The organism is Streptomyces malaysiensis subsp. samsunensis, from assembly GCF_024519315.1.
GTDB classification, from domain to species: Bacteria; Actinomycetota; Actinomycetes; order Streptomycetales; family Streptomycetaceae; genus Streptomyces; species Streptomyces malaysiensis.
Map to the genome: position 1 here is coordinate 1 of NZ_JANIIC010000018.1, position 13,618 is coordinate 13,618.

The 13,618-nt window shown below is 71.9% G+C and carries 12 protein-coding genes; 7 read left to right on the forward strand and 5 right to left on the reverse strand.

Going from position 1 to position 13,618, the window contains the following annotated elements; translation table 11 throughout:
* Together NQU54_RS17175 and NQU54_RS17180 are read right to left on the reverse strand one after the other, a co-directional pair.
* Positions 1-228, reverse strand: a 228-nt coding sequence (locus NQU54_RS17175) for a helix-turn-helix domain-containing protein (protein ID WP_257631824.1), incomplete at its 3' end; no start/stop codon positions are given.
* A gap of 248 nt (positions 229-476) precedes the next feature.
* A complete protein-coding gene (locus tag NQU54_RS17180; protein WP_137969575.1) occupies positions 477-1,469 on the reverse strand; it encodes an aldo/keto reductase in 993 nt (330 codons plus the stop codon).
* Positions 1,470-1,591: 122 nt separating this feature from the next.
* Between NQU54_RS17180 and NQU54_RS17185 the strand changes: the two genes are divergently transcribed.
* Complete coding sequence (locus NQU54_RS17185) at positions 1,592-2,221, forward strand: TetR/AcrR family transcriptional regulator (protein ID WP_208523177.1); 630 nt, start codon at positions 1,592-1,594, stop codon at positions 2,219-2,221.
* Positions 2,222-2,611: 390 nt separating this feature from the next.
* On the opposite strand, the gene NQU54_RS17190 is transcribed toward NQU54_RS17185, so the two are convergent.
* Positions 2,612-3,304 carry a pyridoxine/pyridoxamine 5'-phosphate oxidase gene (locus NQU54_RS17190; RefSeq protein WP_257631825.1) on the reverse strand — a complete coding sequence of 231 codons (693 nt, stop codon included), beginning with the start codon at positions 3,302-3,304 and terminating at the stop codon, positions 2,612-2,614.
* Between the two features lie 179 nt (positions 3,305-3,483).
* Positions 3,484-4,662: a thiolase C-terminal domain-containing protein gene (locus NQU54_RS17195; protein ID WP_257631826.1), complete on the reverse strand. Its 1,179-nt coding sequence runs from the start codon at positions 4,660-4,662 to the stop codon at positions 3,484-3,486.
* Positions 4,663-4,923: 261 nt separating this feature from the next.
* On the opposite strand from NQU54_RS17195, the gene NQU54_RS17200 reads away from it, so the two are divergent.
* Positions 4,924-6,342, forward strand: a complete 1,419-nt coding sequence (locus NQU54_RS17200; RefSeq protein WP_257631827.1) for an acyl-CoA dehydrogenase family protein — start codon at positions 4,924-4,926, stop codon at positions 6,340-6,342.
* The gene (locus NQU54_RS17205) at positions 6,342-6,824 is read left to right on the forward strand and encodes a nitroreductase family deazaflavin-dependent oxidoreductase (RefSeq protein ID WP_257631828.1); all 483 of its coding nucleotides are present in this window, start codon (positions 6,342-6,344) and stop codon (positions 6,822-6,824) included. Before NQU54_RS17200 ends, NQU54_RS17205 begins: the two co-directional genes overlap by 1 nt.
* 357 nt (positions 6,825-7,181) lie before the next feature.
* Here the strand turns inward: NQU54_RS17205 and NQU54_RS17210 are convergent, their stop codons facing one another.
* Complete coding sequence (locus NQU54_RS17210; protein WP_257631829.1) at positions 7,182-7,829, reverse strand: TetR family transcriptional regulator; 648 nt, start codon at positions 7,827-7,829, stop codon at positions 7,182-7,184.
* Between the two features lie 529 nt (positions 7,830-8,358).
* Between NQU54_RS17210 and NQU54_RS17215 the strand changes: the two genes are divergently transcribed.
* The 4 genes from NQU54_RS17215 (at position 8,359) to NQU54_RS17230 (ending at position 13,597) form a co-directional block, all read left to right on the forward strand.
* Positions 8,359-9,153, forward strand: coding sequence for a VOC family protein (locus NQU54_RS17215; RefSeq protein ID WP_257631830.1), 795 nt, complete (start codon positions 8,359-8,361; stop codon positions 9,151-9,153).
* A 229-nt stretch (positions 9,154-9,382) separates the two neighbouring features.
* A complete protein-coding gene (locus tag NQU54_RS17220; RefSeq protein ID WP_257631831.1) occupies positions 9,383-12,040 on the forward strand; it encodes an outer membrane protein assembly factor BamB family protein in 2,658 nt (885 codons plus the stop codon).
* A gap of 333 nt (positions 12,041-12,373) precedes the next feature.
* Entirely contained in the window at positions 12,374-12,922 is a 549-nt protein-coding gene (locus NQU54_RS17225; protein ID WP_257631832.1) for a hypothetical protein, read from the forward strand.
* 120 nt (positions 12,923-13,042) lie between these two features.
* On the forward strand, positions 13,043-13,597 hold the full coding sequence (locus NQU54_RS17230) for a PT domain-containing protein (RefSeq protein WP_257631833.1): 555 nt from the start codon (positions 13,043-13,045) through the stop codon (positions 13,595-13,597).
* The last annotated feature ends 21 nt before the right edge of the window (positions 13,598-13,618 follow it).

Genomic DNA, 13,618 nt, shown 5'->3' on the forward strand with positions numbered 1-13,618 from the left:
CCCAGTGAGTCCCAGCGCAGCGAATCGGTTCCGCCAGGTCCGCACGGTGTCCAGGTGTAATCCGGTCTCACGGGCGATGCGCGCGTTGGAGCGCCCACGCGCCGCGTGCAGGACCACCTGAGCCCGCATACGCAGCCGGTGCTCGGTCTTTGGGCCGTAGGCCATCCTCTTCAGCCGCTCGCGCTCGGCGGGGGTCGGGGCTATCGCACGGGCCGGGGCAACAGACAAGACAGGCAGGCCAATCTGTAGAAGTGGTTTTTGGCCGCCCGCATTCTGGGAAGCCCTGCCCGTCGCACCCCCGGCACCCCGCCGGATCGTCCGTCAGCGGTTGACCTCGAGGTTGATCAGGAGGAGCAGGGCGCGCCGTGGCTGGTGCGCACGTGGGCACAGACCCCGGTCACAGCCCCGCCTGAGAGGACATGCCGCCGCTGCTCGCCGCCGCATGCCCGGGACCGCCGAACTTGGTGTACGGGCTGTCAGTCGGTGCGGTAGCCAGCCATGATCGAGGCCGGGTAGCGGCTGCCTGCGGAGCCCTGGGGGAGGACCTCCCGGATACGGGCCAGGTCGGCCTCGGTGAGTTCTACGTCGGTGGCGCCGACGTTCTCCTCCAGACGTGTGGCGCTGCGGGTGCCCGGGATCGGGATTACGTCCTCGCCCTGGGCGAGCAGCCAGGCCAGGGCAAGCTGGGCGGGGGTGATGCCCTTGGTGGCGGCGAGCTTTCGGAGCTGCTCGGCGGCGTTCAGGTTGTAGGCGTAGTTCTCGCCCTGCCAGCGTTCGTCCCAGCGGCGCATGTCGCCCTCGGGGTACTCGTCAGCGGGCTTGACCACGCCGGAGAGGAAGCCGCGGCCGAGCGGCGAGTACGGTACCAGGCCGATCCCCAACTCTCGCAGGACCGGCAGGATCTCGTCCTCTACTTCGCGTTCGAAGACCGAGTACTCGTACTGAAGGGCTGTGACCGGGGTGACGGCGTGGGCGCGGCGGATGTACTGCGGGCCGACGTTACTCAGGCCGAAGTACTGCACCTTGCCCTCGGCGATCAGGTCACCGACAGTGCCGGCGACCTCCTCGGCCGGTACGTCGGGGTCGGAGATGTGCTGGTAGAAGAGGTCGATGCGGTCGGTCTGGAGGTAGCGCAGGCTGTTCTCGGCGACCTTGCGGATGTTCTCCGGGCGGCTGTTGACGCCGCTCCCCGGCGTCTTGCTGGTCATGTCGAAGCCGAACTTGGTGGCCAGGATGACCTCGTCGCGGAAGTCCTTGACTGCGCTGCCGAGCAGCGTCTCGTTGCTGCCGGTGCCTTGGCCGTACAGCTCGGCGGTGTCGAAGAAGTCGACTCCGAGTTCGTGGGCGCGGCGGATGGTGGAGATGCCGTCCTCGTCGTTCGAGGGGCCGTAGGCCAGGGACATCCCCATCACGCCCAGTCCGAGCGCGGAGACGCGCAGTCCCTGCTGTCCCAGGGTGCGGTGCTGCATGAGATCGCTCCTCGTGTCATGTCGGCAGCCCATAGCTGACCAAACCAAACTGTTCGGTTTGAACCTACGCCTGTCTGGAGCGCAACGCAAAACCGAACGGTTCGGTCGCCTATCCTGGGCTCATGCCTCGCTCCACCAACCCTGGCCAGACCTCGGACGCCGCCATCGCGGGCGAGTCCGCCGACTCCACGCGCCAGCGGATCGTCGCCGCAGCCAAGGAGGAGTTCGCCCGGCACGGGATCGCCGGCGCCCGCGTGAACCGCATCGCCAAGCAGGCCAGGACGAGCAAGGAACGTGTCTACGCCTACTTCCGCAGCAAGGAAGCCCTTTACGCGCACGTCGCCGAACGCGAGACGACCGCACTCGTCGAGGCCACTCAGCTGGACCCGGCCGACCTGCCCGGTTATGCCGGCATCCTCTTCGACCACTTCACGGCACGTCCGGACCACTACCGCCTGATCATGTGGGGCCGCCTGGAGCTGGCCGAGCCCGCAGACAACACCACCAGCCCCCTCCAGGCCACGATCGCCGGCAAGCTCGACCAACTCCGCGACGCACAGCGCATCGGGCTGCTCGACCCGGCCTGGGACCCGGTCGACGTCCTCGCCCTGATCAACCAGATCGCCATGACCTGGGCAGGTCAGCCCGAAATCGCCGCCGCTGCCGCAGACCAGGCCGTGGACCCCTCCATCGCCGCCCGCCGCGCCGCACTGGTGGCCGCCGTCGAGCACATGTTCCCTCGCTCGGACTGAGAACAACGCCCAAACCGTTTGGTTTGACGCACACCTCCGGGTGTGTCCGTTGAAGATGACCTGGTGGACGAACGGGCGGTCCACTGGCGCGGGAGTGATGACGTCGAGCCCGCGGCCGGCCAGGCGGTCGGTGATGGCCGTGGCCATCCGGATTGGCGGTAGCAGCCCTCGTCAACGGCTGTGCCAGCCAGGAGTTCGGCGACACCCGACAGACGCGCCGTCCCGGGGTCAACCCCCGAAGGACTTCCGGAGCCGACCACTTAGGCTTGCGGCGTCGGCGCCTTACGGTCGTGTTCTTCAACGGTGCACGCCTTACGGTCGCGTCGCCTTCCGCCGCACCGCCTTACGGTCGTCGTCTTATGGCAGGCGTCATACGGCCATGTACCGCCGTCATGGCCACAGCAGCTCGCGCCGCCAGCCGCCGGGCTCCTTGGGGGCACGGAGGTAGCGGACGCGTACATGCCGCCGCCGCGCCTCCTCCTGGTAGAACTCGACCTCGTCCGCCTCCAGGACGTACAGGGTCCAGGTGGGTGCGGTCGCGTCCGGTTCGCGTCCGGCCCGCTCGTACGCCGCCTCGAAGGCCCGTAGCAGCTCCTCGTACGAGCCGAGCGTCTCGCTCTGCCGTCCGCTCCCGGCCAGCGCCGCCGCGAGCGCCGCGGGGGACCGGCCGCGCAGATCGGCGGCGCTGGCCTCCGGTCCGGCCTCGCCGACCCGCCCGCTGACGCGTACCTGACGGCCCGGCCGCATCCAGTGGAACGCGAGCGAGGCGTACGGGTTCTCGGTCAGCTCCCGGCCCTTACGGCTGGTGCGATGCGTACCGAAGTGCCAGCCGCGCTCATCGGCGTCGTGCAGCATCACCGTGCGCTGGGACGGGCGGCCATCGGCGCCCGCGGTGGCCAGGGTCATGGTGTGCGGGCCGGGTTCCCCCGACTCGGCGGCCTCCCGCAGCCATCGCCGGAAGAGCGGTAGCGGTGCGTCCGGGGCCGTGTCCGGGTCGAAGACGGGCAGATCGCCCGCATGCGGTACGCGCAGGCCGCGCAGCAGTGCGCGGAATGCCTCGGCCTCATCCTGGTCGTCGCTCATCGGCTCCCCATCCGATCACCCACGAGGGGCCGGGGCAAGCGGAGGTGTATGGAGGGGCGGTGCGGGTGAGTACGTAAGGCGGGGGCGGGCGAGTACGCACGGCTGGGGCGGGCCGGGCCGTTCCCGGCTGCCGAGTCTGTCCCGGCGCCCGTATGGGCCCCGTCAGCCGCGTGGCCCCGTCAGCCGCGGCCCAGGACGACCGTGCCCGCCGAGCAGAACCAGCCACCCGTCCCCGACGCCACGGCCAGCTCCGGCAGCCGTCCGCCCGCCTTGCGCACCTGTCGCTCCCCGGCCTCGCCGCGCAGCTGCCGTACCGCCTCGACCAGCAGGAACAGTCCGCGCATCCCCGGGTGGCAGGCGGAGAGACCGCCGCCGTCGGTGTTGGTCGGCAGCTCACCATCCCGTGTCAGCCGCCCCTTCGCCGCGAACGCCCCGCCCTCGCCCTTGGCGCAGAAGCCGAGGTCCTCGAGGGTCACCAGGGTCATATAGGTGAAGGCGTCATAGAGCTCGGCCACATCGATGTCCGACGGCCGGACGCCCGCCCGTGCGAAGGCCGCCCGCCCCGAGGCCGCGGCCGGGGAGACCGTGAAGTCCTCCCATTCGGACATGGTGGTGTGCGAGACGGCCGTGCCCGAACCCAGCACCCACACCGGGGGCTTCGCCGTGTCCGGTACGTACTCCTCGGCCGCGAGCAGCACCGCGCAGCCGCCGTCCGAGCGGATGCAGCAGTGCAGCTTGGTGAAGGGGTCGGCAATCATCGGGCCGCTCAGGACGTCATCGATCGTGATCGGCTCGCGAAACATCGCGTCCGGATTGTGCCCGGCATTGATACGCGCCTGAACGGCGATGTCCGCCAGCTGCTCAAGTGTGGTGCCGTACTCATGCATATGGCGGCGCGCGGCCATCGCGTACTTGGCGACCAGCGTATGACCGTACGGCACCTCGAACTGAAGCGGTCCGCGCGCCCCGAAGGAGAGGTTCGAGGTGCGGCGGCCCGCGCGGATGTCGGCGCGGGCGGTCGAGCCATAGACGAGCAGGACGGCGCGGGCGTGCCCGGCGGCGATCGCGTCCGCCGCGTGCGCCGCCATGACCTCCCAGGTGGAGCCGCCCACGGCCGTCGAGTCGAGCCAGGTCGGCCGCAGCCCCAGATACTCGGCCACCTCGACCGGTGCGAGGGTGCCGAGCCCCGCCGAGGCGAAGCCGTCGACGACCGACCGGTCGAGACCGGAGTCGGCGAGGGCCCGGCGGGCGGCCTGGGCGTGGAGGGCGTAGGGGGTGGCCATGTCGACGCGGCCGCAGTCGGAGAGGGAGACGCCGACGACGGCGACCTTACGGGTGCGCTGCGCTGCGGGCGGCATGAATCTGACGGTACATCAGATCAGAGGGAGTGGAAGGGGGCGTATGGCCGAGCGGGCGCGGGAGGCGGGGCGCGGAGGCAGGGGGTCGCTCCTCCGGCAGGCCCCGGAGGACAGGGTCACCGCCGGTCCGTGCTCCGGCGGAGCGAACGGGGAGGAACGTGGTGGGGCGCCGGCGGTTTAGCCGTGGATGGGGCGCGGGGGTGGGAAAGTCCGGAGGCCATCCCTAGTATGACGGTCCGTCAGAAACGGAGGTGCTCGCCGATGGACGCCGCGTTCACCGAGGAACAGGACGAGATCCGCCGTACGCTGCGCACACTGCTGCGGGAGCGCTGCGGGCCGGACGAGGTCAAGGCGGCGGTCCATGCCGCGCCCGGCTACGACGAGGCCCTGTGGCGGCAGCTCGCCCGGACGCTCGGGCTGCCCGGCCTCGCCCTTCCGGCGGCGTACGGGGGCGTCGGCTGCGGGGTCACCGAGCTGGCGCTGGCCTGTGAGGAGACCGGGCGCGTGCTGCTCCCCTCGCCGCTCCTGCCCACCGCCGTGTTCGCCGCGCCCCTGGTCGCCGCGCTCGGGACGGAGGAGCAGCGCGCCGAGTTGCTGCCGCGTATCGCGGAGGGCGCCCTTACGGCGGCGCTCGCGGTGCCGGGGCGCGCGCTGCCCGAGGCGCTCGGGCTCGTAGGAGCACGGGACGGCGCGCGGAACGGCGTGTGGGACGGCGCGCAGGCCGGTTCGTGGGCCGGTGGGGGGCGCGCCGGAGGTGTCCAGGCGCGCCCGGACAGGGATGAGGGCGCGGGGTGGCGGCTGTACGGGCAGGTGGAGCAGGTGCTGGGCGGGCACAGCGCCGAACTGCTGCTGGTCGCCGCCCGCGCCGGGGGCTATGCGCGCGGGCGGACACTGCTGTTCCTGGTCCCGGCCGAGGCGGACGGGCTGGTCCGCACCCGGCTGACCGCGCTCGACGCGACGCGGCCGCAGGCCCGCGTCGAGTTGCGGGACGTACCGGCCGAGCTGCTGGGCGTGGACGGCGGCGGGAGCGGGGGCGGAGAGGAGGTGGCGGAAGCGCTGGCGGCCGTGGGTACGGCGGCCGCGGCCGTGCTCGCCGCCGAGGCCGTGGGGGCGGCGGACGCGGCCCTCGCGCGGACAGTCGACTATGTGCGGGCGCGCGAGCAGTTCGGCCGTCCGATCGGCTCGTTCCAGGCGGTCAAGCACCGGCTGGCGGATGTGTACGTCGCGGTCCAGGCGGCCCGTTCGGCGGCGTACTACGCGGCCTGGGCGGCGGCCCAGGGCGGCGGTGCGGAGAACACGGAGGCCGCGGTCGCGGGCGGGCTCGCGCTCGCCCAGGCACTGGAGGCGCAGCGCACGGCGGCGGCCGAGGCGGTACAGCTGCATGGCGGTATCGGCTTCACCTGGGAGCATGAGGCGCATCTCTACTTCAAGCGGGCCGCCTCCGACGAGCTGCTCTTCGGCCCCGTCCACCGGCTGCGGGCACGGGCCGCGGAACGGGAGGGACTCTTCGGCGCGGCCGATCGCGCTCCTTACGGCGGCCATGACGGGCGCGGCGGGAACGATGTCCACGGCGGGCGCGATGCCCAAGGGGTACAAGGGGCGCACGCCGGGCAGGGTCGGCCTGACGGGCCTGACGGGCCTGATGGGCGGGACGGGCCGCGGAAGGCGGTGGCGGTCTGATGGCCGGTTACGGCGTGAAGCTGGTCCGGAAGGTGTCCTCGACCCGCGCCTTCGCCAAGGTCGCGCCCCATGTCATCCCCGCCTTCGACCGCACCGTCCACCGGCTGACCCGGGGCAAGGTGCTGCCGAGCGCGCGGATGCTGCCGAGTGTGATCCTTACCGTGCGCGGCGCGAGGTCGGGGCTTCCCCGCCGTACGCCGCTGGCCTGCATGCCGGAGGACGGCGGCACCTGGATCCTGATCGGGAGCAACTTCGGCCGCCCGGGCCATCCGGCCTGGACCGCGAACCTCCTGAAGCACCCGGACGCGGAGATCAGCTGGCGGGGCCGGGGCATCGCCGTCCGGGCGCGGCTGCTGGAGGGCGCCGAGCGCGAGGCGGCCTGGGCGGCCGTGCTCGCCTTCTGGCCGCCGTACGCGGCCTACCAGTCGCGGGTGGAGCGCGAGATCCGCCTCTTCCGCCTCCAGCGCGTCGGGGAGGACTGAACCGGTCCATCGGACGGGGGAGGAACCGGTCCATCGGACGGGGAGGGCCTGGGCCGGTCCGCGATGGCCGCTGACCCGGGTGCGGTGCCCAGCGGCAGGCCCCGGAGGTACGCGCCCAGGGCCTCGCCGGGACCATCGGCCCCTCACCTCCCAAGCCCCCAGCACCCGGCCCCCGGCATCCGGCTCCCCGGCCTCAGGCGTGCCCGCGGCCAACCGTGGCCGGTGGGCGCAAACGGCCGCGGCGGATCACTGGGGAGTGATCCGCCGCGGCGTGACAGGACGTGCGGGCCCGGCCGGGGGCCGGCGTGGAGCGGCCGGGGAAGGGGCAGGAGAGGGCCGGGGAAGGGTGCGGATTCGTTACTTCGGGGGTTTGCGCCCGGTGATGCCGAGGTGGACCAGCCAGGTCAGGCTCGGCCTGAGGTCGGCCTGCTTGACGCCCCAGCTCTGGAAGCCCTTCTGGTGCGCCGCGACCGCGGCCAGCATGGCGACCAGCGAGCCCGCGATGGCGCCCGGGTTGAGGTCCTCGTCGATCCGGCCCTTGGCCTGCTGCTCCTTGACGGCCTCCGTCAGGGAGTTGGTGACGGAATTGAGGATTTTCATGCGGATCTTGTAGAACCGCTTGTCACCCTCGGCGGCGCCCAGGTCGACCACCCTCAGGATGGCGTCATGTTTGCGCCAGAAGGAGAGGAACCCCTCGACCAGGTCCTCCGCCGCGGCCGTGCCGGACTTGCCGGCCCATGAGCGGTCGGCGACCAGATCGGTCAGGGTCGCGCCCTCCTTCGCCATCTCCTCGGCGAGCTCGAGGACGGCGCCCTCCACATCGGGGAAGTACTGGTAGAACGTCGCAGGCGAGGTCCCTGCCTTACGTGCGACATCGATGACCTTGACGTCTCGATACGGGGATGTGCTGAGCATCTCGCCGAGGCAGTCGAGCAGCTTCTGCCGCGTCGCCTGCCCGCGACGACCGGCCACCCGCCCGTCGACTGTGCGTACTTGTCCTGTCATGCCGTCAGCTTACCGAGGGGTGATCGGAGCGCGATTCGGCTGCGTGCAAATGGGGTTAGGGCGGGATGGGAGGGTTTGCGAACCTCGCCGAGCAGGCTGGAATGGCTGATTCCGATCCCTGTCCACAGTCGTCAAGCCCTCAATCACCGCTCACCCACGCGCGTGAATCGTGTTATCAACAGCCTGTGGATAACAACGGTGGATGACGGGGTCGGATCCGCCTCGGCGCGGAAAGGATTGGCCAAATATTTCGAGTTCTGGGACGGGCAGACCGGGCGATACCCCGTTAGCGTGGCAAGTGAGGTGAATGAACCAAGCGACCTCAAATGCGTGCCAAGCGTCCCTAAACGGGCTGTGAGCAAACCCGCGGGGCCGCGGGTCGGAGGATCGCGCACGAAGGACCAGGAGCCGAGGGCCAAGCGCCAAGAACCGACAGCGGGAACCGACAGCCGAGGATCAGAAACCGAGGACCAGTAACCGAGAAGCGAGAACCGAGGACCGAGGCGAGGGACGCGAGAGGACCCGGGTCATGGCGGCATTCGCGGAAGGCGTGCCCTGTTGGGCGGATGTGCTGCTGTCCGACCTCGCGGCGGGCCGGCGCTTCTACGGTGAGCTGTTCGGCTGGACCTTCGAGCAGATCGTCACGGACTACGGCTCGTACACCCGGGCTCTCCTCGGCGGTAAGGATGTCGCGGGGCTGGTTCCCAAGCCGGACGGCCGGATGCCCACCGTCTGGAACATCTACTTCGCCGCCCGGGACGCCGCCGCGACCGCCGTCCGGATCCGCGAGGCCGGTGGCCGGGTGATCACGCCACCCGTGTGGATCGACGAGTTCTGCGTCATGGCGACGGCCGCCGACCCGGGCGGCGCCGTCTTCGGGATCTGGCAGGCGGGCAGCCACATCGGCTTCGCGCGGCGCGGCGCACCCGGCTCATACGGCTGGACCGAGGTCCACACCCGTCAGCCGCGCGCCGTGGACGCCTTCTACCGGGCGGTCTTCGGGTATGGGATGGGGCCCATGGAGCCCTCGGCCGAGGGCGCGCCGGCCGAGGTGGTCCTGTGGACACCGCGCGGAGAGCCCCCGGATCCCCGTCACGCGATCGGCGGACGCGTGGTGATGGGTGAGGAGTACCCGGCCGTTCTGCCCGCCCACTTCCTGACGTACTTTGTGGTGGCGGATTGCGATCAGACGCTGCGTACGGTCCACAGGCTGGGCGGGCGGGTTCTCAAGACCGCCGAAGATACGCCGTACGGGCGTTTCGCGGTCCTTGTGGACAATCAGGGCGCGGCCTTCGCTGTCATCGATAACTCGACGGTGGGCTGAACCCTGGGTGGAGACTGGGGTATACGGGTCTGAGGGCACTCGGATGATCCTCGGTCGAACCGCGCGGGCCCCGGCTCCGTATCGCCCGATGACACGACGATTCGCCCCCGGGTTCGCAACCGCCGCCTTCGCCAGAGAGAATGCAGGATGCGTGCCGCCGGTTGGTTTGTCGGTGAGACGCTGCACGGGGCTGTATTTTTTCAAGCCCCCACGGGGAGGTGGCAGGCAAGTGGTGGAGCAGCTGACGCAGCACGATCCGAGGCGCATCGGCCCTTTCGAGGTGCTCGGACGTCTCGGCGCGGGCGGCATGGGGCTGGTCTATCTGGCCCGCTCGGCATCGGGCCGACGGGTCGCGATCAAGACGGTCCGGACCGAGCTCGCCGAGGACCAGCTGTTCCGTGTCCGTTTCACCCGTGAGGTGGAGGCGGCCCGCGCGGTCAGCGGCTTCTATACGGCCGCCGTCGTGGACGCCGATCCGCGCGCCGCGGTGCCGTGGCTGGCCACGGCCTATGTCCCGGCTCCCTCCCTCGAGGAGATCGTCAACGAGTGCGGGCCGATGCCGGCCCAGGCGGTGCGCTGGCTGGCGGCCGGGGTCGCCGAGGCGCTTCAGTCCATCCATGGCGCGGGGCTGGTCCACCGGGATCTGAAGCCGTCCAATGTGCTGGTGGTCGAGGACGGCCCGCGCGTGATCGACTTCGGTATCGCCTCCGGTGTCTCGAACACGCGGCTGACGATGACCAACGTCGCGGTCGGCACCCCCGCTTATATGTCGCCCGAACAGGCGCGCGACTCGCGCAGTGTGACGGGCGCGAGCGATATCTTCTCGCTCGGCTCGACCCTGACCTTCGCGGCCACCGGGCATGCGCCCTTCCACGGCGCCAACCCGGTGGAGACCGTGTTCATGCTGCTGCGCGAGGGCCCCGACCTGGCCGGGCTGCCCGACGAGCTGCGGCCGCTCATCGAGTCGCTCATGCAGATGGAGCCCGAGCGGCGGCCCTCCCCGGCCGATCTCCAGTCCCAGCTGGCCCCGCATCTGTTCGCCTCCAACGCCGACGACAGCGGTACGGCCTCGGCCTGGCTGCCGCCCGGCGCCGTCGCGCTCATCGAGCGCAAGCGCAGCGGCCGCAACCAGGTGCGCGGCTCCTCCCGCCCCGCGGCCGGGGGCGGCCGTCCGGCCGGGAGCGCCGCAGACGCGGGAAACGCGGGGAACGCCGCGGGCGCGGGCAGCCGCCCCTCCGGGCCGCTGCCGCCCGAGCGCCCGTCCACACCGCCGCCCTCGTACGCCCCGGCCGCGGGAGCCGCCGCTGAGGGCCATGGCGGGCGGCACAGCGCCGCCGCTTCCGGGCCCGCCTCCCCGGGCGGCTGGGAGCCCGTGGGCGTGGGCGATCCGCGCGGGGGCCTGCGCGCACCGGAGGCCGCGAGCCCGCCGAGTGCGCTGGGTTCCATCGGGCCCGGGCGGCACGCCGCCCCGTCCGCCGCCGCGCCCGCTCCGGCACCCGCCGGGACCGACGGGGCGGTGCGGCTGCCCGGTTCGCAGGTGCCGATCGGCCCGGGGCTCCGGGCCGCCGACGCGCGGGACGTACCGCCGCAGCACGGCACCGGGCCGGCCACCGGCTGGGTGCGCCCGCCGGACGGGGTGACGAGCGGAGGGCTGAACGGGGGCGACGGCATGGCCGCCGTCCCGCCGCCGACCCACTCCCCGTCCGCCGCGCCGCCCGAGCCGCCGGCCGGGGCGGCCGGGCACGGCCGCTGGCGCCCGTGGCGGTTCCGCATGTCCAACGATGTCTGGGGCACCCCGGCGGTCGCCGGGGATCTGCTGTACGTGACCTCGTTCGAGGTGCACGCGCTGGATGTGGCCACCGGCAGGCGCCAGTTCAAGACGCGCGACGTGGCGTGGGCGATGGCCGTCGCGGACGGCCGGATCCACGCCTCCGACGGCCCCACGCTGTACGCGCTGGACGCGGAGGACGGAGCCGAGCGCTGGCGGCTGTCGACCGACGGCTGGGTCTACTCCCTCAACGTCGACCGCGGCACGGTCGTCACCGGGACCCGCGGCGGTGGCGTCCAGGCGTGGGAGGCGGCCAACGGCGAGCTGCTGTGGGAGATGCAGGGCCTCCAGACCGACTTCGAGACGCCCGAATCCGGCCCGGTCGTCCACGACGGCACGGTGTATGTGTGGGCGGACGCGCGGCTGCGCGCCCTCGAGGCGCGCACCGGCGCGGAGCGCTGGTCGTATCCGGTGGGCGACGCGGCGTCGTGCGGCGGGGTGCCGCTGCGGCTGCTGGCGGCGCCCGACGGGGCGGTCTATGTCTCGGCGGGGACGCGGGTGCTGGCGCTCGATGTCGCGCGAGGGGATGTGCGGTGGCGTTTCGAGGCGCCCGCCGTCTTCCTGTGCGCCCCCGCGTACGCGCCGGGGCCCGCGGTGACCGGCGGCGGTATCTACATCGCCGACTATCTGGGCACGGTGTACGCGCTGGACGCGGCGAACGGCCGCGACCGCTGGCGTATCGCGACCGAGGCCCGGCAGTCGATCGAGCCGGTGCTGGTGGCCGACGGCTCGGTCCATCTGGGCAGCGGCGGCGCGCTCTACACGCTCGACGCGGTCACCGGCACGCCCAAGTGGCGGTTCGCGGCGGGCGGCGAGGTCATCGGCTCGCCGGTGGTCGCCGACGGGCGGGTCCACTTCGGCTCGGCCGACCACTGCCTCTACACGGTGGACGCGGCGGGCGGACAGCTGCGCTGGAAGCTGGCGACCGGCGGTGAGATCACCGGATCCCCGGTGGCCGCCGGGGGCGTGGTGTACGCGTGCAGCAAGGACCGCTGTGTGTACGCGCTGGACGCGGTCAAGGGCACGGGCCAGTCCCGGCCGTCGGGCGGCCGGGCCTGACCGGGCTTCCGGGCGGCGCGGCGACGCGCCGGGGACGGCTCGGCGTGGGCCGCGTCCTGGCCTGCCGTGGGCCGTGCTCCGGTCTGTCGTAGGCCGCTCCGCGTCCTGGCCTGTCGTGGGCCGTGCTCCGGTCTGTCGTAGGCCGCTCCGCGTCCTGGCCTGTCGTGGGCCGTGCTCCGGCCGCTCGTGGGTCCGAGCCCCAGCCCGTGTCCCGGCCGGTCGCGGGCCGTGTCCCTGACAATTCCTGCTACGGTTACGGGCGTTCATCGACCTCCTGGGAGCCGGGAGGTCGATGGGTAACTCTGCGCGGTCTTCGGGGGACGGGGGTCTGAGATGCGGCGTGGTCTACGGCTGGCGGCCGTGCTCACCGCGGTGCTGGTGGCGCTGACCGGGTTCAAGGGCCGCGGGCATGGCCATGGGGGTGGCGGAGGCGGCTGTTCCAGCTCCTCCTCGCACCACTCGGGGTCGGGTTCCGGCTCCGGTGGCTACTCGGACTCCGACGACGAGAGCTCCACCACCGGTTCTGGCTCCGGCGGTTCCCGCTACCGCGACTACGACGATGACGACTACGGCGACAGCGCGTCCAGCGGCTCCTCGGGCGGCTCGGCGTCGTCATCCGAGCCCGAGGCGACCGTCGTCACCTGCGCGGGCAAGGACAAGAGCGGCCGTCCGGCGGCGACGGTGAAGGTGCGCAACCGCTCCGGCACGGCCGAGAGCTACCTCGTCGACATGAGCTTCAAGGACCGGCAGGGCTCGACCCTCACCTCCGGCCGCGCCGATGTGCGGGTCCCCGCGGGGCGGTCGAGGACCGTACGGGTGCCGCTCGACGATCCCTCGCTCGCGGGAACCGTGGTGCGCTGTGAGGTCGTCTCCGTCCTCTGAGAGCCAGGACAGGCGCGCTTCCATGTGACTTTGGGGTACGAAAGCCCGTTGCTAGGGTGGCGTGCACTTGTCAACAGGCCATGTTTGGCTTGAAAGTGCATTTTCAACGGGGGTAATACCATGCAACGCCGCTCCATGCGCATATGCGCCGTCGCCCTGGTCGGGCTCATCGTGCTGACCGGCTGCGGAAAGAAGAAGGGCGGAAGCCACGACGGTGGCCTCGGGGGGTTCGTCTCGGGCGGGAGCGGCGGCGAGAACCCGGCGTCCGGCCCCACCGACCTCCCCAGCGGTCTGCCCACCGACCTGCCCAGCGGCGCACCTTCCGATCTGCCGTCCTACGACGCCCCGACGCCGTCGTACACCTACTCGGCGCCGCCCACCTACAACTCGGACGGCACGAACGACATCACCGCCAGCGGCTGCGACTACGACGAGTCGACCCACTCGTTCGAGTACACCCTCAACGTCAGGAACCCCGAGACGCAGTCCATGCGCTACTCGATCACCATCCAGTGGGACAACCAGGACGGCAGCGGTCTGCTGGGCTCCGACTACCAGTCCATCACGGTGTCCTCCGGCAGCAGCCAGACGGTGAACGCCACCTCCTACCGCTACCTCAGCCAGCAGACGTCCTTCACCTGCAAGGTCACCTCGGCGCTCAAGTACCCGAGCTGACCGGGGGCCGGCTGCCCCCGG